The sequence below is a fragment of the uncultured Granulicatella sp. genome (assembly GCF_963528195.1).
Lineage (GTDB): Bacteria > Bacillota > Bacilli > Lactobacillales > Aerococcaceae > Granulicatella.
This window is the reverse complement of sequence record NZ_CAURVN010000018.1, coordinates 1-25,233: the sequence shown is the minus strand read 5'-3', so window position 1 is coordinate 25,233 and position 25,233 is coordinate 1. Positions and strand designations below refer to the sequence as shown.

General features: G+C 34.3%; 22 protein-coding genes. 15 read left to right on the top strand and 7 right to left on the bottom strand.

Going from position 1 to position 25,233, the window contains the following annotated elements; translation table 11 throughout:
* Positions 1–275: 275 nt before the first annotated feature.
* The gene (locus tag RWR88_RS05905) at positions 276–632 is read left to right on the top strand and encodes a YbaN family protein (protein ID WP_314348962.1); all 357 of its coding nucleotides are present in this window, start codon (positions 276–278) and stop codon (positions 630–632) included.
* A 23-nt stretch (positions 633–655) separates the two neighbouring features.
* Here RWR88_RS05905 and RWR88_RS05900 read toward each other — a convergent pair whose 3' ends face one another.
* From RWR88_RS05900 to RWR88_RS05875, 6 genes are all read right to left on the bottom strand, one after another.
* Positions 656–2,014 carry an MATE family efflux transporter gene (locus RWR88_RS05900; RefSeq protein ID WP_314451076.1) on the bottom strand — a complete coding sequence of 453 codons (1,359 nt, stop codon included), beginning with the start codon at positions 2,012–2,014 and terminating at the stop codon, positions 656–658.
* A 23-nt stretch (positions 2,015–2,037) separates the two neighbouring features.
* A complete protein-coding gene (locus RWR88_RS05895) occupies positions 2,038–2,511 on the bottom strand; it encodes a MarR family transcriptional regulator (protein WP_314451073.1) in 474 nt (157 codons plus the stop codon).
* 109 nt (positions 2,512–2,620) lie between these two features.
* The gene (locus RWR88_RS05890) at positions 2,621–3,604 is read right to left on the bottom strand and encodes a LacI family DNA-binding transcriptional regulator (protein ID WP_314451071.1); all 984 of its coding nucleotides are present in this window, start codon (positions 3,602–3,604) and stop codon (positions 2,621–2,623) included.
* An 83-nt stretch (positions 3,605–3,687) separates the two neighbouring features.
* Entirely contained in the window at positions 3,688–4,563 is an 876-nt protein-coding gene (locus RWR88_RS05885) for a carbohydrate ABC transporter permease (RefSeq protein WP_006703613.1), read from the bottom strand.
* Positions 4,563–5,489: a sugar ABC transporter permease gene (locus RWR88_RS05880; protein ID WP_314348954.1), complete on the bottom strand. Its 927-nt coding sequence runs from the start codon at positions 5,487–5,489 to the stop codon at positions 4,563–4,565. Before RWR88_RS05880 ends, RWR88_RS05885 begins: the two co-directional genes overlap by 1 nt.
* 99 nt (positions 5,490–5,588) lie before the next feature.
* Positions 5,589–6,890 (bottom strand): ABC transporter substrate-binding protein, encoded by a 1,302-nt coding sequence (locus RWR88_RS05875; protein WP_314348953.1) that lies wholly within the window; start codon positions 6,888–6,890, stop codon positions 5,589–5,591.
* 310 nt (positions 6,891–7,200) lie between these two features.
* Between RWR88_RS05875 and malQ the strand changes: the two genes are divergently transcribed.
* From malQ to RWR88_RS05805, 14 genes are all read left to right on the top strand, one after another.
* Positions 7,201–8,721, top strand: coding sequence for a 4-alpha-glucanotransferase (gene malQ / locus RWR88_RS05870; RefSeq protein ID WP_314451078.1), 1,521 nt, complete (start codon positions 7,201–7,203; stop codon positions 8,719–8,721).
* Between the two features lie 25 nt (positions 8,722–8,746).
* Positions 8,747–11,008, top strand: a complete 2,262-nt coding sequence (locus RWR88_RS05865; protein WP_314451069.1) for a glycogen/starch/alpha-glucan phosphorylase — start codon at positions 8,747–8,749, stop codon at positions 11,006–11,008.
* Positions 11,009–11,104: 96 nt separating this feature from the next.
* The gene (gene yaaA, locus RWR88_RS05860) at positions 11,105–11,824 is read left to right on the top strand and encodes a peroxide stress protein YaaA (protein WP_314451066.1); all 720 of its coding nucleotides are present in this window, start codon (positions 11,105–11,107) and stop codon (positions 11,822–11,824) included.
* Positions 11,825–12,097: 273 nt separating this feature from the next.
* Positions 12,098–12,511, top strand: coding sequence for a 30S ribosomal protein S12 (rpsL, locus tag RWR88_RS05855; protein WP_005607493.1), 414 nt, complete (start codon positions 12,098–12,100; stop codon positions 12,509–12,511).
* 62 nt (positions 12,512–12,573) lie between these two features.
* The gene (gene rpsG / locus RWR88_RS05850; RefSeq protein ID WP_006703607.1) at positions 12,574–13,044 is read left to right on the top strand and encodes a 30S ribosomal protein S7; all 471 of its coding nucleotides are present in this window, start codon (positions 12,574–12,576) and stop codon (positions 13,042–13,044) included.
* A gap of 71 nt (positions 13,045–13,115) precedes the next feature.
* Positions 13,116–15,203, top strand: a complete 2,088-nt coding sequence (gene fusA / locus RWR88_RS05845) for an elongation factor G (protein WP_314348949.1) — start codon at positions 13,116–13,118, stop codon at positions 15,201–15,203.
* 160 nt (positions 15,204–15,363) lie between these two features.
* A complete protein-coding gene (gene tuf, locus RWR88_RS05840; protein ID WP_314451064.1) occupies positions 15,364–16,551 on the top strand; it encodes an elongation factor Tu in 1,188 nt (395 codons plus the stop codon).
* 177 nt (positions 16,552–16,728) lie between these two features.
* Positions 16,729–17,649 (top strand): peptidase U32 family protein, encoded by a 921-nt coding sequence (locus tag RWR88_RS05835; protein ID WP_314348947.1) that lies wholly within the window; start codon positions 16,729–16,731, stop codon positions 17,647–17,649.
* Between the two features lie 10 nt (positions 17,650–17,659).
* The gene (locus tag RWR88_RS05830; protein ID WP_314451061.1) at positions 17,660–18,901 is read left to right on the top strand and encodes a U32 family peptidase; all 1,242 of its coding nucleotides are present in this window, start codon (positions 17,660–17,662) and stop codon (positions 18,899–18,901) included.
* 36 nt (positions 18,902–18,937) lie between these two features.
* Positions 18,938–19,270: a zinc ribbon domain-containing protein YjdM gene (locus RWR88_RS05825; protein ID WP_314078617.1), complete on the top strand. Its 333-nt coding sequence runs from the start codon at positions 18,938–18,940 to the stop codon at positions 19,268–19,270.
* 142 nt (positions 19,271–19,412) lie between these two features.
* Complete coding sequence (locus tag RWR88_RS05820) at positions 19,413–21,263, top strand: acyltransferase family protein (protein WP_314451059.1); 1,851 nt, start codon at positions 19,413–19,415, stop codon at positions 21,261–21,263.
* 189 nt (positions 21,264–21,452) lie between these two features.
* Positions 21,453–22,373: an FAD:protein FMN transferase gene (locus RWR88_RS05815; RefSeq protein WP_314451057.1), complete on the top strand. Its 921-nt coding sequence runs from the start codon at positions 21,453–21,455 to the stop codon at positions 22,371–22,373.
* Positions 22,374–22,399: 26 nt separating this feature from the next.
* Positions 22,400–23,008, top strand: a complete 609-nt coding sequence (locus RWR88_RS05810; protein WP_314113142.1) for an NADPH-dependent FMN reductase — start codon at positions 22,400–22,402, stop codon at positions 23,006–23,008.
* A gap of 27 nt (positions 23,009–23,035) precedes the next feature.
* Positions 23,036–24,274, top strand: a complete 1,239-nt coding sequence (locus RWR88_RS05805; RefSeq protein WP_314348942.1) for an NAD(P)H-dependent oxidoreductase — start codon at positions 23,036–23,038, stop codon at positions 24,272–24,274.
* Between the two features lie 47 nt (positions 24,275–24,321).
* On the opposite strand, the gene RWR88_RS05800 is transcribed toward RWR88_RS05805, so the two are convergent.
* A complete protein-coding gene (locus tag RWR88_RS05800) occupies positions 24,322–25,035 on the bottom strand; it encodes a pseudouridine synthase (RefSeq protein WP_314451054.1) in 714 nt (237 codons plus the stop codon).
* Positions 25,036–25,233: the final 198 nt, after the last annotated feature.

Genomic DNA, 25,233 nt, shown 5'->3' with positions numbered 1-25,233 from the left:
GAGAAGAACGCAGAAAAGTTGAGAAGAACGCAGAAAAGTTGAGAAGAACGCAGAAGAGTTGAGAAGAACGCAGAAGAGTTAAGAAGAACGCAGAAGAGTTAAGAAGAACGCAGAAGAGTTGAGAAGAACGCAGAAGAGTTGAGAAGAACGTAGAAGAGTTGAGAAGAACGCAGAAGAGTTGAGAAGAACGCAGAAGAGTTGAAGATATAGGTTTAGACAATAGTAAACAAGTTGAAACAGTAGCTGTATTAGAACGAATGAATTAAGGGGGAAATATGAGAGGATTTTATTTTGTTGTAGCATGGATTTCGTTAGCGTTAGGAATTATAGGAATTGTACTTCCTGTGTTACCAACGACACCATTTTTGATACTGACAGTAATTTGTTTTTCAAAAAGTTCTAAAAGATTTGAAGAATGGTTTGCGAAAACAAAATTATATCAAATTTATGTAGCAGATTATTTAGAAACAAAATCGATAGATCGTTCACGTAAAAAGAAAATTATTATTTATATTTACATTTTAATGGGGGTTTCTATTTATTTTGCTCCAATTATTTTTGTAAAAATTGGGCTAGCTTTATTAACGGTATTTATTACGTATTATCTATTTAAAGTTATTCCGGATAAATAAGTACATAAAAAACGCATCTCGTCTTATGAATGAGATGCGTTTTTTAATGATTGAATAATCGGTTGATGTTTATAAGAATAATATAACTGAATCGTCATTGGAACCCAAATTAGTGGTTCGCAGAAGATAACACCCATATATCCTGTTGATGGAATAATCAATAGCACAAATAATATTTTTCCAAATAATTCAATGAAACTTGAAATTAATGGCGTAATTTTTTGTCCTAATCCTTGCAAACTATTTCGAAGGACTAGTAAAACGGCTAATACCGGATAAAATGATGAACTAATACGATTATAAAGAGATGCATTCGAGATTAGTTCAGGATCAGTTGAACCAGAAATTAATTCATTTAATGCAGGACTTGCAAAAAATAATGTAATGGCGATAAAAATTGTCCATATAATTGCAACCATACTTCCTAAATAAATTCCACGTTGAATTCTTTGAGGACGATTAGCTCCTAGATTTTGAGAAGTAAAGGTCGTTAAGGATGAAGCAATGGCTGATACAGGTAGCATCGAAAATGACATAATTCTTCTAGCAGATGTTTGTGCACTAATAATGGTTGCTCCAAGTGCATTAATCGAAGTTTGTAACGTTACTGTTCCGATAGAAACAATTGAAGTCATTAGTCCCATTGCCAGACCTTGTCCTAGTAAATCAAGATATAATTCTTTATCCCATATAAAGTGTTCTTTTTGAGGGAGTAAAAAACTTGCTCTTCTTCGAATGTAAAAGAAACAAAGGATAGCAGATATTCCTTGAGAAATAATCGTTGCTAAACCGGCAGATTGTACTCCTAAATGTAATTGAGTAATAAATAAAATATCTAAAATAATATTAATGATTGCAGAAAAAATTAAGAAATATAATGCAGCTTGACTATCTCCAACGGCACGAAGTAAACCGGCACAGAGATTATAAGCGAATGTAACACCAACGCATAAAACAATCATATGAATATATTGGTACGATAAATCAATGATTTCAGTTGGAGTTCCTAAAAACTCTAGCAGTGGATACATTCCAAAATGACCTAGAGTAGAAACGATTAAGCTAAGCCCAAAACCTATGACTAATGTTGAAGCTACAGCGTGTTTTAATTGGGTCATATCTTGTGCACCAAAACAGCGCGCAATAACTACTCCCATCCCATTTCCAACACCAAGGGCAAAACCAATTACAAGTTCAAAAATTGCAGCAGTTGCTCCAACTCCTGCAAGTGCATTTGGCCCCAAATAGCGACCAACGATCATAATATCTGCTGTATTATATAATTGTTGAAATATATTTGAAATTAAAATCGGAATTGCAAAGGCAATGATGGAACGTAATATGGGTCCATCTAATAAATTAACGGATGTTTTTTTAAACATAATCATATCATACAAGTAGAAATTTATTGTTCTACTTGGCTAGAATCTTCCTCCTTATTCGCAATGAAATTTTCGATTGTTTGTTTTAATTGATTGTTTAATGCTACGAGTTCTTTTGCTTTTTCAAAATTAAATCCTTCCACGTTAGCAAAACAAGATTTTAAATGTTGTTCTAATTCATCATGAAGTCTCTTTCCGTTAGCACTTAGGCGAATCGTTAATTGACGTTTATTGGCTGCAGGACGTTTACGGATAATGAGTTTTTTATCTTCTAATCGTTTTAGTAGAGGAGTCAGTGTGTTACTTTCCAGTCCTACTCTTTGACCAATTTCATTTAGGGAAAGTTTTTCCTCTTCCCACAAAGTTTCTAAAACAATAAATTGTGTATAAGTTATATGATAAGGTGCTAATGCGTGTTGATAATATTTATTTACGAGTTTTTGAGTGGAATAAATAGAATAGCATAGTCTTTTAGATAATGGATAATCAGTGTGCATAAAAAAACTCCCTTTTTTGAATTGGTACTATTTTATCAAAAAAAAGTACAATTTGCCAATGGATTTTATATAAAAAGAAGACAAGCTTGGAACTGCTTGTCTTCTGTATTTATAATCGAACAATAGAATGTTCTACAAATGTTCGATAACACATCATTTGTTTATTATTATATGAGTCGATGACTTTTAATAACATTTGAAAGGCACTTCTACCAAGTTCCAATGTATGAATATTGACGTAGGCAGTCATTGGAAGTAGAGGTGGATTTGAATCATATGTAATAACAGGAAGACTTATGTTTTGTTCATTTAAATATCTTAAAGCCCCTTCTGTAATTAAAGCGTCGGTTGTTACAACACCATCGATTTTTTCACGTTCGATAATTGATTTCATTGTTTGATATCCACGTTCTCTTGTAAATTCTCCAACATGTGAAATTAAACCTTCTTTGAAAGGAATATGATAATGTTCTAAAGCACGTTGATAACCAATTAAACGATCTTGCGAAACGAATAATTGATGACGACCGCTTACGAATGCAATAGAAGAACACCCTTCTTGAATCATGTATTCTGTAGCGTCAAAACCTGCTTTTTCATTATTATTATCGACAAATGAAATAAACGGAGATAAAGATTTCCCAATAACGACACTAGGAAATTCTTGCTCAATTGCTAATTCCACTAAAGGATCATCTGTTTCCCCATAAAGAAAAATAATTCCATCGACACGTCTCCCTAAAATCGTGTCTTTTAAAATGCGTAGACGTTGTTCATCATCTTTCCCTGTACATAACTGAATCAAATAATGATGGTCAGCAGCAATTTGAGAAATCCCTCGAATAACTTCAGGGAAGAAAGAGTTTTGATAAAATGCATCTGTATCCCTTGGAAGAACGACGCCAATGACATTTGTTTTATTACTAGCTAAACTTCGTGCGTTGAAATTAGGATGATAATTAAGAGTTTCCATTGCTTGACGAACTCTTTTTTTAGTTGCTTGACTAATGCTTGGTTTATCTTGAATTACCCGTGTAACAGTTGAAGGTGATACTTCCGCTAGACGTGCAACATCCTTAATCGTGACAGCCATTTATGTTCCTCCTTTTTTTAAAAATTAACTATAAAAAATCTGAGCAGGAAAACGGAGTTAACCAGCCCAGAGTAAAAATCATCTTAAGATTTGATAGCTCCGTCAACCATACCTTTCATGATATGTTTTTGAGCAATTAAGAATAGGATAATGACTGGTAACATAATTAATAGAGTAGATGTTAAAATCATATCCCATTGTTTAGTAAATGATCCTGCAAAGTTTGATACTGCGATTGGAAGTGTTTGAATAGCATTTCCTTTACCTAATAATAGTAGAGGTAATAAGAAGTCGTTCCAAATCCAAATGCCATTTAAGATTAAAATTGTTACATAGATTGGTTTTAAAATTGGTAATACAACATAGAAGAATGTTTGCATTTTATTACATCCGTCTAATTCAGCAGCTTCTTCAATTTCAAGTGGAACACCTTTGATGAATCCATGGAACATGAATACAGATAGAGACATCCCGAATCCAGTATAAGCAAAGATGATACCTGGATAAGTACGTAATAAGCTAACACCGAATAATGGGTTTGTAATTGCGTCACTTAAAATTTTGAACCAAGTTACTAATGGATACATTACAACTTGGAATGGAATTACCATTGATGCTACAAAGATAAAGAATACAACAGTTGATAATTTAGAACGGTAACGAACTAATCCCCAAGCAGCTAATGCTGAGAATAATGTAATGGTTACTAAAGAAATCACTGTAATAATTGTTGAAGCAAAGAATGATGATGGGTATTTAATGGAAGGGTTATTCCAAATTGTTACCGCATTTGTCCAAAGTTGACCGAAACTTGCTGGCCATGATAATGGGCTAGCTAGGATTTCGGCAGAGCTTTTAGCTGAGTTGATCACTAATAAAAAGATTGGACTTAAGAATAGTAGGAATAAAACAACTCCAAAAATTTCTAAAAGTAATAAGCCAAGTTTTTGGTTTTTCATTATAAGTCAATCTCCTTCCGTTTAGTGATTGTTGTTTGAACAACACTAATAACTACTAAGATGAAGAATAGAATAACCGCACGAGCTTGACCTTGTGCCATTAAGTTATCTCCTGAAGCAGTGTTATAAATGTTCATTGTAATAAACTCTGTACTTTGGATAGCTTTATCATGCCATAATAGAGATGGTCCACCACCAGTAAGTGAGAAGTTCACATCGAAAATTTTAAATGAGTTTGTAATTGTTAAGAATAGTGATACCGTAAACGCAGGCATTACCATAGGAATAATAATATGTCTTAATCTTTGTAAAGCATTTGCCCCATCAAGAGAAGCTGATTCAACTAAACTTGAAGGTACATTTTGTAATGCTGCAAAGTAAATCATCATAATATAACCAGCATATTGCCATGTGTTTGTAATAATTAAAGCTAGTACAGCTAATTTAACATCACCTAAAAATAGATTATCAACTAAAAATTGGCTGCCGATTGCAGACCCTAAAGCAGGGAATACTGAGTTATAAATGAATTGCCAGATATACCCTAATACAAGTCCCCCGATAAGGTTAGGAATAAAGAATCCAGCTCTGAAAATTTCACTGAATTTAATTTTACTAGATACTAGTAAAGCTAAACCGAATGATACAAAGTTTACAACGACTACGTTAAATAATGCGAAAATAACAGTAATCATTAAAGAGTATTGGAAACGAGTATCGGCAAAACTGTCTGTAAAGTTTTTTAATCCAACAAAGTTAATTTTAGTTTGTGTTACACTCTTCCAGTCTGTTAGAGAATAGTAGAAACCTAAGAAGAAAGGTACAATAATTACGAGTGCGAAAATGATAAATGCCGGTAGCACAAGCCAGTAAAAGGTACGTCTTGCGCGATCGTCACGACTAAGAGCTTTTTTATTCTTAGACATGTTAGGGTTCCTCCTTTTATGTATTGCTGAGGTATTAATAACAGCAAACCCACAACGACCGTTGTAAGTAGTTGTGGGCCTGTGTTACATACTTAATTGTTATTTTTGAAGTAAGCTTGGTACTTCTTTGATTTGATTTGTGATCAATTCTTGGAATTTAGCTTTGTCGATTGAACCTTGAGCGTATTGTCCGAAGATTGGTCCTAATTTACCCATTAAGAAGTTATCAGGCATGAAGTATGGGTTATCAAATGAATATACTGGTTTTTTAGCAGCAACCCATTCAGCTAAGAATTTAGATAATGGAGCGCTAGGCATTTCTTTAGAAGTAGAGAATGCTGAAATCATGTTAGCTTTGTTTACAGTGTAATCTTGACCTTCTTTAGTATCAACTAAGTCACTGAAGAATTTGTTGATTGAATCTAAAGCTTTAGTATCTTTGTTAACTACATAGTAAGATGGAGCACCGATGAATAATCCATCAGCATTTTTATCTTTACCTAAAGTTTGGTAAGGGATGAATCCCATTTCGAATTTAGCATTTAATTGTTTTAAGTTAGGATCTTTCCAGTTACCTTGGTGTAAGAATGCTGCTTTACCACTAGCAAATGCAGAGTCCATATCTTCTTGTGTACCAACTGTTAATAATTTTTTCTCAGTGTGTTTGAATAATAATTCAACCCAGTCAGCATAGTTAGATAAACGAGCTTTATCAGTTTCACCTTTAATTACTTGTTGAGTAATTGTACGGTCACCATTTGGTAAACCAGAACTTAAGTAAGCAGCGAAGTCGTGGATACCCATGATCCAAGTTTCACCTTCTTTAGTAGCAGTTGCTACTACTGTAGATAAACCTAATTCATCTTTTTTGCTTTCTAATGTATCCATTGCTTTTTGAACTGCATCAAATGAAGTTAATGAAGCAGGGTCGATACCAGCTTTAGATAATACTTCTTTATTGTAAGCTAAACCGTAACCTTCAACAGCAACTGGGAATCCATAAACATCGTTTCCTTGTTTGAATTCGAATTCTGTTTTATCAATCCAGTCACCTTTAAGTGGTTGTAAGTTATCTTTCCATAAGTCGTATCCAGCTTGTCCTTCGATTACGAATACGTCTGGAGCAGTTCCAGCTGTAAATTCAGTTTTTAATTGGTCTGCAATTTTACATGAACCAGAACATGTTTTAATGTTTACTGTAACTCCGTTTTTGTCGCCCCATTCTTTAGCGTATGCTGTTAAAGCGTCTTGAATTTCACTCTTGTTACTATATAAAGTGAATTCTTTTTTACTTTCAGAAGAGCCTCCTTTTGTAGAGTCAGTTGATTTGCTGCCGCAAGCTGCTAATGATAAACCAGCTAAGCCGACAACGAATGATTTTTTAAGCCATTTGTTTGCCATTATTTTTTCCTCCCTTGAGATATATTCAGTTAACGCAAACGATTTCTTAACTGGCTTTAGTATACCCCTTTCAGAAATCGTTTGCAAGAGTTTTTTTGCAAAAAAATAAAAAAATTTTAGCGTTTACATTTTTGGAGAGGTAATTTAATTCAAAAAAATCAAGCTATATATAGAAGAGATTTTTTCTTTTAAGTGACAATTTTTTTAAGGCTTTTATAAAAAAATAAATTTCTACTTGCATTTTTAATTTTTTTCTACTAGTATTAAAAGCAAACGATTGCGTAATTGAGAGACTACGTATCTAAAATTAATAAAGAAAAGAGGAGTAATACTTATGAAGGAAAGACAATCTGGTGTGTTAATGCATATTTCATCTTTACCAGGGAAATATGGAATTGGTTCATTCGGAAAATCTGCTTACGATTTTGTTGATTTTTTAGTACGTAGTAAGCAAACTTATTGGCAAATTTTACCATTAGGAACAACTAGTTATGGAGATTCGCCATACCAATCATTTTCAGCATTTGCTGGGAATACACATTTTTTAGATTTTGATACTTTTGTAAAAGAAGGTTTATTAACTGAAGATGAATTAGCAGGAAATTGGGGAGATGATTCTACTACTGTTGATTATGCTTTGGTTTATGAAAAAAGAAGACCTATTTTAGAAAAAGTTGTTCAACGTTTCTTAAAAAAAGAAGATTTAACAGATTACCATCGTTTTGTGGAAGAAAAAGCAGAATGGTTAGAACCATTTGCTGAGTATATGGCGATTAAAGAGAGTTTTGATATGAAGAGTTGGTCAAAATGGACTGATGAAGATATTAAACGTCGTAAACCTGAAACTTTAGCTACTTATCGTGAAAAATTAGCAGATAAATTAGAGTATCATCGTGTGACTCAATATTTATTTGATAAACAATGGAAAGCATTAAAACAATATGCGAATGAACATCATATTCAAATTATTGGAGATATGCCGATTTATGTAGCCGAAGATAGTGTAGAAATGTGGGCTACCCCTCATTACTTTAAAACAGATGAAGTTGGGAATGCTGCTTGTGTAGCAGGTTGCCCGCCAGATGGCTTCTCACCATTAGGACAATTATGGGGAAATCCAATTTATAATTGGAGAGCTATGAAGTTAGATGGCTTTACTTGGTGGATTAAACGATTGAAAGCGAGCTTTGAATTGTTTGATGTAGTCAGAATTGACCACTTCCGTGGATTTGCAGCTTATTGGGAAATTCCTGCAGGTGCAACAGATGCTACTGGTGGTGAATGGGTAAAAGGTCCAGGATTTGACTTGTTTGAAGCGGTGAAAAATGAACTTGGTGATTTACCGATTATTGCTGAAGATTTAGGTTTTATGGATGATGCAGTTATTGAATTGCGTGAAGCGACTGGTTTCCCTGGAATGAAAATTTTAGAATTTGGATTCATGGGATCAGAACCAAGTAGCACGGATTTACCTCATTATTATCCAGTAAATTCTGTTTCTTACACAGGAACGCATGACAATGATACAGTACTAGGATGGTATGAATCTGCATCGGAAGAAGAACGCGATTTCTGTAATCGTTATTTAAACCGTACAGAAGAACCAATTAGTTATGCTATGTTAAGAAGTCTATACGGTTCAGTAAGTAAGATGACCATTGCAACAATGCAAGATTTATTACAATTAGATACAACAGCTCGTATGAATATTCCAAGCACTCTTGGTGGAAATTGGGTGTGGAGAATGCAAGAAGGAGATATTACACAAGAAGTGGAAGATTTCCTATTAGAGATTACAGAATTGTATGATCGTTCAAACGAACAGTTGTAGGGTTAACAAATAGAAGGAGATAAAAATGCAAACATTAAAACAATATGTAGAAAGTAATTATCATAAATCATTAGGAGAATGTTCAAAAGAAGAAGTATATGTAGCTTTACTACATTATACAAAAGAAAAAAGTGCAGCATTACCTTTAAATGAAGGAAAGAAAAAAGTATATTACATTTCTGCAGAATTTTTAATTGGTAAATTGTTGTCAAATAATTTAATCAACTTAGGAATTTATGATGAAGTTAAGGAAGAATTAGAAGCTGAAGGTCATACTTTAGCAGAAATTGAAGAAATTGAATTAGAGCCGTCATTAGGAAATGGTGGATTAGGTCGTTTAGCGGCATGTTTCTTAGATTCTATCGCAACTCTTGGTTTAGCAGGAGATGGAGTTGGATTAAATTATCACTTTGGATTATTTGAACAAAAATTCAAAGATAATCAACAAAATGCAGTGCCAAATAACTGGTTAACTCCAGATAGTTGGTTAGTTCCAACTTCTGTTTCATACGAAGTGCCATTTGCAAACTTTACATTGAAATCAAAAATGTTCAATATTGATGTTTTAGGTTATGAACAATCTCATAAAAATCAATTACATTTATTCGATGTAGATACAATCGATGAATCATTAGTACATGATGATTCAATCGCATTTGATAAAACAAAAATTGCTGAAAACTTAACATTATTCTTATATCCAGATGATAGCGATGAGCAAGGTGAATTATTACGTATTTACCAACAATACTTCATGGTAAGTAATGGAGCTCAATTATTATTAGATGAAGCAGTTGCTAAAGGAAGTAACTTACATGACTTAGCAGAATATGCAACAGTTCAAATTAATGATACTCACCCATCAATGGTAATCCCAGAATTAATTCGTTTATTAGGTGAACGTGGAATTGAGTTTGATGAAGCAGTTGAAATTGTTCGCTCAATGACAGCTTATACAAACCATACTATTTTAGCAGAAGCATTAGAAAAATGGCCTTTACATTACTTAGAACAAGTAGTACCTCACTTAGTGCCAATTATTAAAGAATTAGATGCTCGTGTAAGAGCTCAATTTGACGATGCAAGTGTAGCCATTATTGATGAACATAACCGTGTTCACATGGCAAATATGGATATCCACTATGGATATAGTGTAAATGGTGTAGCAGCATTACATACAGAAATTTTAAAACAAAGCGAATTGAAGAATTTCTATGAAATTTATCCAGAGAAATTCAATAACAAAACAAACGGAATTACTTTCCGTCGTTGGTTAATGCATGCTAACCCAGAATTAGCAAAATTATTAGATCGTACAATTGGAAAAGAATATCGTCATGATGCAACTAAATTAGAAGCTCTAAAAGCTCATACGCATGATTTAGAATTCCAAGAAGCATTAAAAGGTATTAAACGTAACAATAAATTACGTTTGAAACACTTCTTACAAGAACACCAAGGGGTAACTGTGAAAGAAGATTCAATTTTTGACGTTCAAATTAAACGTATGCATGAATACAAACGTCAACAAATGAATGCATTATATGTAATTTACAAATATTTAGACATTAAAAATGGAAACATTCCTGCAAAACCATTAACAATTATCTTTGGAGGAAAAGCTGCTCCTGCTTATGTAATTGCGCAAGATATTATTCATTTAATTTTATGTTTATCTGAATTAATTGCAAATGACCCAGAAGTAAGCCCACACTTACAAGTTGTGATGGTAGAAAACTACAATGTTACTGCAGCAACTCACTTAATTCCAGCAGCAGATATTTCTGAACAAATTTCATTAGCTTCAAAAGAAGCAAGTGGAACAGGAAATATGAAATTCATGTTAAACGGTGCGTTAACATTAGGAACATTAGACGGAGCGAATGTGGAAATCCACGAATTAGTTGGAGATGAAAACATTTATGTCTTTGGTGAAGATAGCGACACTGTTATTAAACATTATGAAAATAGTGATTACCATTCATATTCATACTATGAAAGAGAAGCGATTCGTCCAATCGTAGATTTTGTAGTTAGTGATGAATTGATTTCTCTAGGAAATAGAGAGCGTCTAGAAAGATTATTCAATGAATTAAGAAATAAAGACTGGTTCATGACTTTATTAGACTTAGAAGATTATATCCAAACAAAAGAACGTATGTTAGTAGACTATCAAGATCGTGAAAATTGGATTGCAAAAGTAATTACAAACATTGCAATGGCTGGTTTCTTCTCAAGTGACCGTACAATCGAAGACTACAACCGTGACATTTGGAAATTAAACTAATAAAACGAAAAATGAAGGAGTAAGAAATAACGAGAGTTGTTTCTTGCTCCTTTTTTGAGTTAAAATAAAACAAATTGAAATGGAAAGGTTGATTCAATGAAAATTATTATGTCACCCGCAAAAGAAATGGCAACGGATGTACCTGTGCAAAAAGATTGGGTGTTAACGGAAGATAGTCAAAAAATTGTATCTTTATTATCGAATTATAGTAAGGAAGAACTGAAGAAATTATTGAAAGTTAGTGATGCTTTATTAGAAGAAAATTGGGATAAAATTCAAAAATTTCAAGAAAGTGTTACTTATCATGCAATGGATTTATATCAAGGATTAGCGTTCCGTAGTTTTAAGCAAGTAGCTGATTGGAAAGAACATAAAGCTTATGCAGTGCAACATCTTAGAATTCTTTCAGCTTTATATGGAGCAATCAGTCCAGAGGAATGTGTGAAGCCGTATCGCTTAGATTTAACGATAAATTTAAAAGTCGAAGGAGAAACACTGAAAAAATATTGGAAAGAACGAATTGTAACTTCTTTTGAAAAAGGAGAATGCATTCTTAATTTAGCAAGCAGTGAGTTTTCTTCGTTATTTAATAAAAAACAATATGATTGGGTAGATGTTGACTTTTATGAGAAAAAAGAAGGGGCATTAAAACAACATTCTACTATTTCAAAAAAAGCTAGAGGGAAAATGGCAGCTTGGATGATGCTTCATCAAATTCAAGATAAAGCTGAGTTACGAAATTTTGATGTAGATGGATATAAATTTGACGAATCACTTTCAAAAGAAAATCACTATTGTTTTGTAAAAGAGGTTTAAAATAGAGTATAATCTCTATTCGAAAAACGGTTTAGAATATACACAAAAACTATAAAAAGAAATAGTCTACACCCATTGACGAACTTGAATAATTATGGTACTATGTCAAAGGTGCTTTTATACCTGATTCCTGATTAGAAATCATATCAGTCGTGCTGACTGGTAAAAAGGCCACTGAGAGAGACATTTATGTGTCTTTTAATTTTTACAAAAAAATGGACCACCAGGATGTGTGGACCAAGAAGAACCCGATAGGGAAGGAGGAAGAGCTAAATGCCAACAATTAACCAATTAGTCCGTAAACCTCGTAAATCAGCAGTTGAGAAATCAGCTTCTCCAGCGTTAGGTAAAGGATATAACAGCTTTAAAAAATCACAAACGAATACAAACTCTCCGCAAAAACGTGGTGTATGTACTCGTGTAGGTACTATGACACCTAAAAAACCTAACTCAGCGTTACGTAAATATGCCCGTGTACGTTTATCAAACTTAATCGAAGTAACTGCGTACATTCCAGGTATCGGTCACAACTTACAAGAACACAGCGTAGTATTAATCCGTGGTGGACGTGTAAAAGACTTACCAGGGGTACGTTACCATATCATCCGTGGTGCATTAGACACTGCTGGAGTTAACAACCGTATGCAAGGTCGTTCTAAATACGGTACAAAACGTCCTAAAAAATAATTTAGGCTAACAAACTAATAAACAATAAACAATAACTCAAAATGATGAAAGGAGGATTATAAATGCCTCGTAAAGGTCCTGTCGCAAAACGTGATGTTTTGCCTGATCCAATTTATAATTCAAAATTAGTTACTCGTTTAATCAACCGTTTAATGGTAGATGGTAAACGTGGTAAAGCAGCAACAATTTTATACAATGCATTTGACATCGTTAAAGAACAAACTGGAAATGATCCAATGGAAGTGTTCGATCAAGCTATGAAGAACATTATGCCAGTATTAGAAGTTAAAGCTCGCCGTGTTGGTGGTTCTAACTATCAAGTACCAGTTGAAGTTCGTTCAGACCGTCGTACTACATTAGGTTTACGTTGGTTAGTAAACTACTCACGCTTACGTGGTGAAGACACTATGGAAGTTCGTTTAGCTCGTGAAATCATGGACGCAGCGAACAACTCAGGTGCTTCTGTTAAAAAACGTGAAGATACTCATAAAATGGCAGAAGCAAACAAAGCGTTTGCTCACTATCGTTGGTAAGATTCAAAAAGCCTTCGGGCTTTTTAATCTATGCATAAATTAATCATAAAATAAAGAGGTGTAGAACGAAGATGGCAAAGAGAGAATTTACTCTTGAAAACACGCGTAATATCGGTATCATGGCTCACATTGACGCAGGTAAAACTACAACAACTGAGCGTGTACTTTATTACACTGGTAAAATCCATAAAATTGGTGAAACTCACGAAGGTGCTTCACAAATGGACTGGATGGAACAAGAACAAGAACGTGGTATCACTATCACATCTGCTGCTACAACAGCACAATGGAAAGGTCACCGTATTAACATCATCGACACACCAGGGCACGTGGACTTCACAGTTGAAGTAGAACGTTCTCTACGTGTATTAGATGGAGCTGTTGCGGTACTTGATGCACAGTCTGGGGTTGAACCTCAAACAGAAACTGTATGGCGTCAAGCTACAACATATGGTGTTCCTCGTATCGTATTTGCTAACAAAATGGACAAAATTGGTGCAGACTTCTTATATTCTGTACGTACAATTCATGAACGTTTACAAGCAAATGCTCACCCAATTCAATTACCAATCGGTGCTGAAGATGAGTTTTCAGGTATCATCGATTTAATTAAAATGAAAGCTGAAATCTATACTAATGACTTAGGTACAGATATCCAAGAAACAGATATCCCTGAAGATTTACAAGACTTAGCTGAAGAATGGCGCGAAAAATTAGTGGAAGCAGTAGCTGAAACTGATGAAGAATTAATGGAACGCTATTTAGAAGGCGATGAAATTTCTGAAGAAGAATTAAAAGCAGCTATCCGTAAAGCTACATGTGCTGCTGAATTCTATCCAGTATTATGTGGATCAGCTTTCAAAAACAAAGGGGTACAATTAATGTTAGATGCAGTAGTTGACTACTTACCATCACCATTAGATGTACCAGCTATTAAAGGGGTAGACCCTAACACTGATGCAGAAGTAGAACGTCATTCTTCAGACGAAGAACCATTCTCAGCATTAGCATTTAAAGTTATGACTGACCCATTCGTAGGTCGTTTAACATTCTTCCGTGTGTACTCTGGTACTTTACAATCAGGTTCATACGTTAAAAACTCAACTAAAGGTAAACGTGAACGTGTAGGACGTATCTTACAAATGCACGCTAACTCACGTCAAGAAATTCCTGAAGTATTCTCAGGAGATATCGCTGCAGCAGTAGGTCTTAAAGATACAACTACTGGGGACACATTATGTGACGAAAAAGCAGAAGTTATCTTAGAGTCTATGGAATTCCCTGATCCAGTTATCGAAGTAGCGATTGAGCCAAAATCAAAAGCTGACCAAGATAAAATGGGTATTGCATTACAAAAACTTGCTGAAGAAGACCCAACATTCCGTGCTTACACTAACCAAGAAACTGGTGAAACAGTTATCGCTGGTATGGGTGAGTTACACTTAGATATTATCGTAGACCGTATGCGTCGTGAATTCAAAGTTGAAGCTAACGTAGGTGCTCCTCAAGTATCTTACCGTGAAACATTCCGTGCTTCTACTCAAGCAGAAGGTAAATTCGTTCGTCAATCAGGTGGTAAAGGTCAATACGGTCACGTATGGATTGAATTTGCTCCTAACGAAGAAGGTGCTGGATTTGAATTCGAAAATGCTATCGTCGGTGGGGTAGTTCCTCGTGAATACATCCCAGCTGTAGAAGCAGGATTGAAAGATGCTATGGAAAACGGGGTATTAGCTGGTTATCCATTAGTTGACATCAAAGCTAAATTATATGATGGAAGCTACCATGATGTCGATTCATCAGAAACTGCCTTCAAAGTTGCTGCTTCAATGGCATTGAAAGCTGCTGCTAAGAAAGCACAACCATCTATCTTAGAACCAATGATGGCTGTAGAAATTACAGTTCCAGAAGAATACTTCGGAGATGTAATGGGTCACGTTAACGCTCGTCGTGGACGTGTTGAAGGTTCTGAAGTTCGTGGTAACGCACAAATCGTTAAAGGTATGATTCCTTTATCAGAAATGTTCGGTTATGCGACTACATTACGTTCTGCAACACAAGGTCGTGGTACATTCTCAATGACATTCGACCACTATGAAGATGTTCCTAAGAGCATTGCAGAAGAAATCATTAAGAAAAATGGCGGAAATGGCGAATAATTAATCGCTAAAAACGCAACTTCATCAAAGAATCTAGGTCGACTGGTTACCTAGTGTAACCAGTTGATTTTTATAGGTGTTCTTTGGTATAATTTAAATCGGTAGATACTGTTATAGAATCTAACAAAAATACTCAAACATTTAGGAGGAATTATTTAAAATGGCAAAAGAAAAATTTGACCGTTCAAAACCACACGTTAACATTGGTACAATCGGCCACGTTGACCACGGTAAAACAACATTAACTGCAGCTATCACTACTGTTTTAGCTAAGAAAGGTTACGCACAAGCTCAAGATTACGGTTCAATCGATAAAGCTCCAGAAGAACGCGAACGTGGTATCACTATCAACACTGCTCACGTTGAGTATGAAACAGATACTCGTCACTATGCTCACGTTGACTGCCCAGGACACGCGGACTACGTTAAAAACATGATCACTGGTGCTGCTCAAATGGACGGTGCTATCTTAGTAGTATCTGCAGCTGACGGCCCAATGCCTCAAACACGTGAACACATCTTATTATCACGTCAAGTAGGTGTTCCTTACATCGTTGTATTCTTAAACAAAGTTGACATGGTTGACGACGAAGAATTATTAGAATTAGTAGAAATGGAAGTTCGTGACTTATTATCAGAATACGATTTCCCAGGCGATGACACTCCAGTTGTTGCAGGTTCTGCTTTACGCGCTTTAGAAGGCGACGCTTCTTACGAAGAAAAAATCTTAGAATTAATGGCTGCTGTTGACGAATATATCCCAACTCCAGAACGTGACACTGACAAACCATTCATGATGCCAGTCGAAGACGTATTCTCAATCACTGGTCGTGGTACTGTAGCTACAGGACGTGTTGAACGTGGACAAGTTCGTGTTGGTGACGAAGTAGAAATCGTTGGTATTTCTGAAGAAACTTCTAAAACAACTGTTACAGGTGTTGAAATGTTCCGTAAATTGTTAGACTACGCTGAAGCTGGGGATAACATTGGTACATTATTACGTGGTGTTACACGTGACAACATCGAACGTGGACAAGTTCTTTCTAAACCAGGAACAATCACTCCACATACAAAATTCAAAGCTGAGGTTTACGTATTAACTAAAGAAGAAGGCGGACGTCACACTCCATTCTTCTCTAACTACCGTCCTCAATTCTACTTCCGTACAACAGACATCACTGGTGTTTGTGTGTTACCAGAAGGTACTGAAATGGTAATGCCTGGTGACAACGTAACTATGGAAGTTGAATTAATTCACCCAGTTGCGATCGAAGAAGGTACTAAGTTCTCTATCCGTGAAGGTGGACGTACTGTAGGTGCTGGTATCGTAGCTAACATCGAAAAATAATTTTTATTAAATTGATTTTCAATCCTCCCTTTTGGGAGGATTTTTTTGTTCTTATATAAAAAAATCTAATTGAAAACTCTTTTCAATCTTGAATTACTGGTTTTCAGTGGAGTTATTTTGAATTTTATGCTACTCTATATCAGTATATTTTTATTGAAAGAATAGGAGGCGTTTGGAATGATAGAGCTGATTGCAACAGTTGAATCAATCCAACAAGCGCAAGCACTACTTGAAGCAGGAGTAGATGTATTGTGCTTTGGTGAAGACTTATTTGGTTTAAGATTACCAATGTCATTTTCACGAGATGAACAAAAAGAATTAACAGAATTAGCACATCGCTATGGTAAAAAAGTAAATGTAGCGGTTAATGCGATTTTTCATAATGAAGGAATTGCGAAAGTTCCGGAATATTTACAATTTTTAAAATCAATTAATGTAGATATGATTACAGTAGGAGACCCTGGTGTTGTTCAAATTATGAAGAACCCAGAATACTCTATTCCTTATTATTACGATGCAGCAGTATTAGTGACAAGTAGTCGTCAAGTTAATTTCTGGGCTAAACGTGGTGCAATTGGAGCAGTAATTGCTAGAGAAATTCCAAGAGCAGAAATGGAAATTTTAGCAAGCCAAGTGGAAGTTCCAATTGAAGTGTTAGTTTATGGTGCAACATGTATCCATCATTCTAAACGTCCATTATTACAAAATTACTTTAACTATATTGAGAAAGAAGAAAGTGTTGAGAAAAAACGGGGGTTATTTGTAAGTGAACCTGCAGATGAAGATTCTCATTATTCAATCTATCAAGATATTAATGGGACACATATTTTCGCGAATAATGATGTTTCTCTTGCACCTTACTTATTAGAATTAAGTCAAATGGGTGTTCCTCAATGGAAATTTGATGGAGTTTTAACTCCTGGAGAAAACTTTGTTAAAGTAGTTCAATTATTTGATAATGCGCGTAAAGAAATTGAAGCAGGTACTTGGACAGTTGAAAAGAGTGCTAGCTTAGAATTGCAAGTAAGAGAACTTCATCCTGAACAACGTGGTTTAGATGCAGGATTTTATATTTTAAATCCAGAAGATGTGAAATAGGAGGAGACAAATGGGAAGAAAAATTTTGAAAAAACCAGAAGTTCTTGCTCCGGCAGGAACACTTGAAAAATTAAAAACAGCAATTTTATATGGTGCAGATGCGGTTTTCTTAGGAGGAGAAGCTTACGGACTAAGAAGTCGTGCAGGGACCTTTGATTTCGAAGAAATGAAAGAGGCAGTAGAATTTGCACATAGCCATAATGCTAAAGTATATATTGCAGCGAACATGGTTACTCACGAAGGAGACGAAAAAGGTGCGGGAGAATTTTTCCGTACAGTTCGTGACCTTGGAATTGACGCTGCAATTATCAGTGATATGGCATTAATGGATATTTGTGCTTCAGAAGCTCCAGGATTACCAATTCACCTTTCAACACAAGCTTCTGCAGCAAACTGGGAAACGTTAAACTTTTGGAAAGATGAAGGTTTAGAGCGTGTCGTATTAGCGCGTGAAGTTTCTATGGCAGAAATTCAAGAAATGCAAGAAAAAGTGGATGTTGAAATTGAAGCATTTATTCATGGTGCAATGTGTATTTCCTATTCAGGGCGTTGTGTATTATCAAATCACATGGTAAGACGTGATGCGAACCGTGGAGGATGTGCGCAATCTTGTCGTTGGAAATACGGTTTGTTTGATATGCCATTTGCTAATGAGAAAAATATGGTTGGTGCTGGTGAAGAAGGCATCGAAGAAAAATTCTCTATGAGTGCGGTTGACTTATCAATGATTCATAACTTACCAGATTTAATTGAAGCTGGAGTAGATAGCTTGAAAATTGAAGGACGTATGAAGTCTATTCACTATGTTTCAACAGTAGCAAATGTATACCGTGCTGCAGTAGATAGTTATTGTGAAGATCCAGATAATTATGTATGTAAGCAAGAGTGGATTGATGAATTATGGAAAGCAGCTCAACGTGAGTTAGCAACAGGATTTTATTATCAAATTCCTACAGAAGAAGAACAATTATTTGGTGCACGTCGCCAAATTCCACAATATGCCTTTGTAGGTCAAGTGTTAGAATATGATCCAGAAACTCAAATTGCAACGATTCAACAAAGAAATAACTTTAAAGTTGGAGATCATATTGAGTTTTATGGGCCAGGTATGCGTCATCATGAAGAAGTTTTAACAACTTTATGGGATGAAAATGGTGAAGAAATTGAAGCAGCTCCTCATGCGATGATGATTTGCAAGATGAAAGTAACTGAGCCAGTGAAACCATTAGACATGATTAGAAAAAGAAGGTAAAATAATTAAAAATAATTGATAGAAAAGGAGACGGTTATGTCATTACCAAATTGTCCAAAATGTAGTTCAGAATACACATATGAAGATGGTGTATTATTAGTGTGTCCAGAGTGTGCTCATGAATGGGAACCAGGACAAGAAGTTGAAGAAGACGGAGTAGTTGCCATTGATGCAAATGGGAATCGTTTAGAAAATGGAGATACTGTAACAGTTATTAAAGACTTAAAAGTTAAAGGTGCTCCAAAAGATATTAAACAAGGTACACGTGTGAAAAATATTCGTATCGTAGAAGGAGACCACAACATTGATTGTAAAATTGATGGTTTTGGTGCGATGAAATTAAAATCTGAATTTGTTAAAAAAATCTAGTTGATGAGAAAAGCTGAGGAGAAATCCTCAGTTTTTTTATGATTTCTTAAAAAACTTCAAAATATTTCAAAAGAGGTTTGACGGGAAATTTTCCAGAGAATATAATGGAGAGGACAACAAATTAAAGGATGGAAAATTTCACGTGGCTCAACAAAATCTGATGCAAGAATCTCAAAAAAATTCTAAATATAAACGTGTAGCAGCCCTTGACGGTTTTAAAGGGATAATGATTCTTGCCATTATAGGATATTATTATTTTCAAAATTATTTGCCAGGTGGTTTTTTTGCGGTAAATGCATTTTTTGCGGTAGGTGGTTATCTAGCATTTCGTGATAATAAGCATTTGTTTCATAAAAAACCTGTAGAATGGCATTTCTCTTCAAAATTATCTCGATTATGGCTACCGATGTTATTTATGATTATTGGGACGGTAGCATTTTTATTTATTGCATTACCAGAACAATTAAAAAATATTCGAATGATGTCATTATCGTCTTTAGTATTTTTCAATAACTACTATCAAATTATTAATCAACAATCTTACTTTGTACAATCGATTAACCCAAGTCCGTTTGTTCATTTATGGTATGTATCTCTTTATTTCCAATTAATGTTAATAGCTGTTGGGATTAGAAAAATATTTAATCGATTAAATTTATTACGAATGCAAGAAAGTTTAGTGCTATTGATTCTAAGTATCCTTTCAGCAATATTCATGACGGTTATGTATGTGATACAAAAAGATCCTTCGTATATTTACTATGCAATTTCAACAAGAATTTTCTCGTTTTTATTAGGGGGAGTTCTAAGTTATTTTACAGAAGGACAATTATCTCTTTCATTACCGAGAAGTAAATCTTCCTCGTTATTTACACAATTAATAGGTGTTGTAGCATTGTTGTTAATGGGATGGATGATTTTAAGTTTTAATGGGGTCCAGGATGAGACCTATTTATATGGCATGCAGTTATTCTCAATTGTATCTATCGTATTTTTATGGAGTATATTACATGAAAATTCAGTATTGAATTATTTCTTACGCTTCAGAGGGTTTACGTTTTTTGGTAGAAGAAGTTTTTCTTATTATTTATGGTTTTATCCGGTACATATGTTTGCGCCTTATTTCCAAAATGGGGAAGAGTCGAATGTTGTGTTTTTAGGTATTCAAATGCTATGTATCATTTTATTATCTGAAATTACTTATAAAATATTTGAAACGAAACAATGGTTGGTACCTTTTGGACAAACCTTTAGTTTGATGAGCATTCATCATTTTGCTGTGAAGGAGTTACCTCCAGTTAAAAAAATGATGGGAATGGCCTTTTCGTTTACGTATATTATTTTAATTGGATTAGCATTTATCGGTTTTTTCCAATCTTCTACGGAAACAAATTTAGTAGCGCAACAATTAGAAAATGTAATTAAACGAAATCAAGAATTAATTGAACAAACGACACAAGAAGAAAGTACAACAGTAGATCCAAATAAAGAAATTCAATTAAAAGAACAAATAGCACAAGAGCCTGTTACTTTTGTGGGAGATTCTATTTTATTAGCAGCGGCAGATAAAATTCAAGAAATTTTCCCTAAAGCTATTATTGATGGAAAAATAGGTAGGCAGTTATATTCTAGTCCTGCAACTTTACAAGAATTGATTAGTAAAGATAAAATGGCAAATCGAGTTGTAACTTTATTAGGAACGAATGGTACATTTTCGCAAAAGCAATTAGATGAATATATTCGTACACTTGGAGATAGAGAGTTATACTTTGTGACAATATTTGCTCCAGTGAAGTGGAATAATGAAGTGAATCAACAATTACAAGAAGCAAAAAACCGTCATGCTAATGTACACATTATTGATTGGTATGAATTTGCAAAAAATCATGCAGAATGGTTCTATGAAGATAAAATTCATCCGAATACTCAAGGAGCGGAAGAATTAGCGCAATATTCGTTGGAATCTATTACTCAAATTAAAATGAATGAATAAAAAGTAACATCGTTATAGATAGTTGAAGAACTGTTTATAACGGTGTTTTTCTTTTCAGTGAGAGGAACAGTTGTGAAAATGTGTACTTATATTATATAGAATTAATGTGATAAAATGAGCTAAAATACTTGTGGAAACGCAAACGGTTTGGTATATTTAAATTAAATGCAAAAGGAAAGAGGAAATTGTTTGCAAAGTGCTAGTCACAGTCTTCATTTAATGGGAGCGTCTATTAAAATAACGATTTTTCATGAAGATGCAGAAAATTTATTGTTACAGAGTGAACAACTGTTGCATCTTTATAAAAATCGTTTCAGTGCCAATGATGCTGATTCGGAACTAATGGCGATTAATTTACAAGCTGGTAAAAAAGCAGTTCGTGTACATCCAGAATTATTTGAATTAATTGAGTTAGGGAAGAAACATAGTGTTGCAGAGCATAGTCACCTTAATATTGCGATTGGACCTTTAGTTCAAACATGGAGAATAGGTTTTTCGGATGCTAAACTTCCTTCAGAGGAAGAGATTCACGAGTTGTTAAGAATAACAAATCCAGAAGAAATAGTCTTGGATGCTTCAAAGCAAGAAGTCTATTTATCAAAAGCTGGAATGAGAATCGATTTAGGAGCTTTAGCAAAAGGATATATTGCTGATAAGTTAAAAGAATTTTTGATAGAACAAGGAGTTCAATCAGGAATTATTGATTTAGGAGGAAATATTCTTACGATTGGAGAAAATCCAACTTTTCAAAGGCCATGGAGAATTGGAATTCAAAATCCTGTATTAGGTAGAGGGGAACATGTAGCAGTTATTGCGGTATCAGATGCATCTGTTGTAACTTCAGGAATTTATGAACGTCAATTAGTGGTAGATGGTAAAACTTATCACCATATATTTGATCGAACAACAGGCTATCCGATGGAAACAGAAGTAGCGAGCATTACGATTCTGGCAAAAAAATCAGTAGATTGCGAAATATGGACGACTCGTTTATTTGGACAAAACCCTTATAAGATAATAGAAGAAATTGAACAATATCCCGAGCTGGAAGCATTTGTGATTACAAAAAATCAAAAAATGATGTATACATCTGGTATTCAATTCGTTTAATAAAAGATGTATAGAAAGGAATTATTATGACAAAATTTATTGCACTTGTAGGAACAAACTCACAACGTTCTACAAACCGTACTTTATTACAATATATGCAAAAACATTTTGCAAAAAAAGTTGAAATTGAATTAGTGGAAATTAAAGATCTTCCATTATTCAACAAACCAGCAAACAAACAAGTTCCAGAACTTGTAAAAGAAATTGCTGCTAAAATTGAAGCTGCTGATGGAGTAATTATTGGAACTCCAGAATATGATCATGCAATTCCTGCTGTATTAATGAGCGCTTTAGCATGGTTATCATATGGTATTCATCCATTATTAAATAAACCAGTAATGATTACAGGAGCATCTTATGGAACATTAGGATCTTCTCGTGCGCAATTACAATTACGCCAAATTTTGGACTCTCCAGAATTAAAAGCAAATGTAATGCCAGGATCTGAGTTCTTATTATCTCACTCACTTCAAGCATTTGATAAAAAAGGTGATTTAATCGATTTAGATACAATCAAAAAATTAGATGCTTTATTTGATGATTTCCGTTTATTCGTGAAAATTACTCAAAAATTGAGAAGTGCTCAAGATTTACTACACAAAGAAGCAGAAAACTTTGATTGGGAAAATATTTAATATCACAATAAGAGAGGAAAAGACATTATGAAATTTGTAGGGATTGTAGGTTCAAATGCTGAACTATCATATAACCGTAAATTATTACAATTCATTCAACGTGAATTTAAATTAAAATTTGAATTAGAAGTTCTTGAAATTGATGAAGTTCCAGTATTCAATCAAGATGAAAAATGGGACGATTGCTTCCAATTACGTTATTTATATAACAAAATTACTCGTGCTGATGGAGTTATCATTGCTACACCAGAACACAATCATACAATTACAGCATCACTAAAAAGTGTTTTAGAATGGTTATCATTTAAAGTGCATCCATTTGAAAATAAACCAGTTATGATTGTAGGTGCTTCATACCATGATCAAGGAACATCACGTGCGCAAGTACATTTACGTAAAATTTTAGATGCTCCAGGTGTGAATGCATATACATTACCAGGAAATGAATTCTTATTAGGAAAAGCTAAAGAAGCATTTGATGCTAATGGAAATATCACTAATGAAGGAACAGTGAAATTTTTAGAATCTTGCTTAGATAACTTTGTAAAATATGTGGAGGTCGTTTCTAAATTGAAAAAACCAAAACCAATTGCTCCAGAAGATTTATATTGTACTAACCCAATTGCAACTACTATTCAAGGTGTTGATCCAGACGATCCAGAATGGGTTGAAAAAGCAGCAGAAATCGTTGGTGCAGTATCAGGAGATACTTATGTTAAATTAGATCACGGTATCTTAACAGTAAACCAATTGGATATGTTCTTAAAAGCAATGCCGTTTGAATTAACTTTTGCAGATGACAACAACCAATTCTTATACTATAATAACGCTCACCAAGAACCAAACACAATGTTTGGTAAACGTGTACGTGCTCAATCAGGTAGCAGATTAGGAACTGTACATGGTTCATTACCACCAGCAAGAATGAAAAACGTTGAGTGGGTTGTAGGCGTATTACGTAATGGTGATCAAGAATACGTTCGTACAATTGTACCTGGAACACCAGAAGGTGTTATTAATACTCATAATTATCAAGCAATGTACTATCCAGATGGTTCATATGCTGGAATTAATGAAATTATCTTTAACTTCCAACCATGGTTAGATTGGTATTTACAAACAACTGGTCAACGTTTAGTTGGAGGAAATGCTCCAGCTGCAGCAGCAGGACATGGTTCACATGGAAGTGCAGATGCAACATCAGGAGCTTCATCAGATACTCCAAGTCATGGTGCAGCAGACGCAACTTCAAGTGCAAGTAACTAAAAACAACAATAAAAGGCAAGCGAAATTTTCGTTTGCCTTTTTTAGTATTAAAAATATTGTTTTAAGATTTGAAGTTCAGAAAAATTTAAAGGACGATACTCCCCTGGCGCAAGAGAAGAATCAAGTACAAACTCACCGAAACGAATCCTTTTAAGAAAAGTGACTTTAACCCCAACACATAAAAACATCTTTTTAATTTGATGAAATTTTCCTTCTGAAATCGTAACAGTAGCTTTACTAAAGGAAGGAGACGATTCAAGAATTGATAATTTAGCAGGTTTACAAATTGTACCATCATGAAACATAATTCCATCATAAAATCGCTGAATACAGGAATCGTCTAAAGGTCCATTTACTTCTACATAATATTCCTTTTCAATATGTTGAACGGGATTTAATAAACGATAGCCTAAAGGCCCGTTATTCGTAATGATTAAAAGCCCTTCAGTATCTCTATCTAATCGACCAATGGGATATAATCCTTCGACATTTTCATTTTTAAATAAATCAATAACTGTAGGAAGTTGAGAATCGGTAGTAGCAGTGATGACTCCTTTAGGTTTATTTAATAAATAATACTTTTGGGAGTTATCTACCATTCGACTTCCTTGAACGGTAATCACTTGAATTTGTGGATCAACATTATTACTTACATGAGTTGCGGGAGTTGAATCGATTAGTACTCCGCCAGAAGAAATTAATTTTTTCATTTGCTTTCGAGAAATATCAAAATGCTTCATTAATAAATGCTCAAGACGCATAAAAACCTCCTTAATAAATATTCGAAAAAATTATAGCATATTTTTATAAAAAAAGGGTTGACGATGAAGTTTATCTATGATAAATTATTAAACGTTGTTGCGAAACAACGAAGAACAACTCTGAAACAATTTTCAAAAAATGAAAAAAGTTGTTGACAGTAAAAAATGCCTATGATAATATATAGGAGTTGTCGCGTA

Coding starts and splice junctions, on each gene's coding strand:
- RWR88_RS05905 (WP_314348962.1), top strand. CDS start 276: ATGAGAGGATTTTATTTTGTTGTAGCATGGATTTCGTTAGCGTTAGGA.
- RWR88_RS05900 (WP_314451076.1), bottom strand. CDS start 2,014: ATGTTTAAAAAAACATCCGTTAATTTATTAGATGGACCCATATTACGT.
- RWR88_RS05895 (WP_314451073.1), bottom strand. CDS start 2,511: ATGCACACTGATTATCCATTATCTAAAAGACTATGCTATTCTATTTAT.
- RWR88_RS05890 (WP_314451071.1), bottom strand. CDS start 3,604: ATGGCTGTCACGATTAAGGATGTTGCACGTCTAGCGGAAGTATCACCT.
- RWR88_RS05885 (WP_006703613.1), bottom strand. CDS start 4,563: ATGAAAAACCAAAAACTTGGCTTATTACTTTTAGAAATTTTTGGAGTT.
- RWR88_RS05880 (WP_314348954.1), bottom strand. CDS start 5,489: ATGTCTAAGAATAAAAAAGCTCTTAGTCGTGACGATCGCGCAAGACGT.
- RWR88_RS05875 (WP_314348953.1), bottom strand. CDS start 6,890: ATGGCAAACAAATGGCTTAAAAAATCATTCGTTGTCGGCTTAGCTGGT.
- RWR88_RS05865 (WP_314451069.1), top strand. CDS start 8,747: ATGCAAACATTAAAACAATATGTAGAAAGTAATTATCATAAATCATTA.
- yaaA (WP_314451066.1), top strand. CDS start 11,105: ATGAAAATTATTATGTCACCCGCAAAAGAAATGGCAACGGATGTACCT.
- rpsL (WP_005607493.1), top strand. CDS start 12,098: ATGCCAACAATTAACCAATTAGTCCGTAAACCTCGTAAATCAGCAGTT.
- rpsG (WP_006703607.1), top strand. CDS start 12,574: ATGCCTCGTAAAGGTCCTGTCGCAAAACGTGATGTTTTGCCTGATCCA.
- fusA (WP_314348949.1), top strand. CDS start 13,116: ATGGCAAAGAGAGAATTTACTCTTGAAAACACGCGTAATATCGGTATC.
- tuf (WP_314451064.1), top strand. CDS start 15,364: ATGGCAAAAGAAAAATTTGACCGTTCAAAACCACACGTTAACATTGGT.
- RWR88_RS05835 (WP_314348947.1), top strand. CDS start 16,729: ATGATAGAGCTGATTGCAACAGTTGAATCAATCCAACAAGCGCAAGCA.
- RWR88_RS05830 (WP_314451061.1), top strand. CDS start 17,660: ATGGGAAGAAAAATTTTGAAAAAACCAGAAGTTCTTGCTCCGGCAGGA.
- RWR88_RS05825 (WP_314078617.1), top strand. CDS start 18,938: ATGTCATTACCAAATTGTCCAAAATGTAGTTCAGAATACACATATGAA.
- RWR88_RS05810 (WP_314113142.1), top strand. CDS start 22,400: ATGACAAAATTTATTGCACTTGTAGGAACAAACTCACAACGTTCTACA.
- RWR88_RS05805 (WP_314348942.1), top strand. CDS start 23,036: ATGAAATTTGTAGGGATTGTAGGTTCAAATGCTGAACTATCATATAAC.
- RWR88_RS05800 (WP_314451054.1), bottom strand. CDS start 25,035: ATGCGTCTTGAGCATTTATTAATGAAGCATTTTGATATTTCTCGAAAG.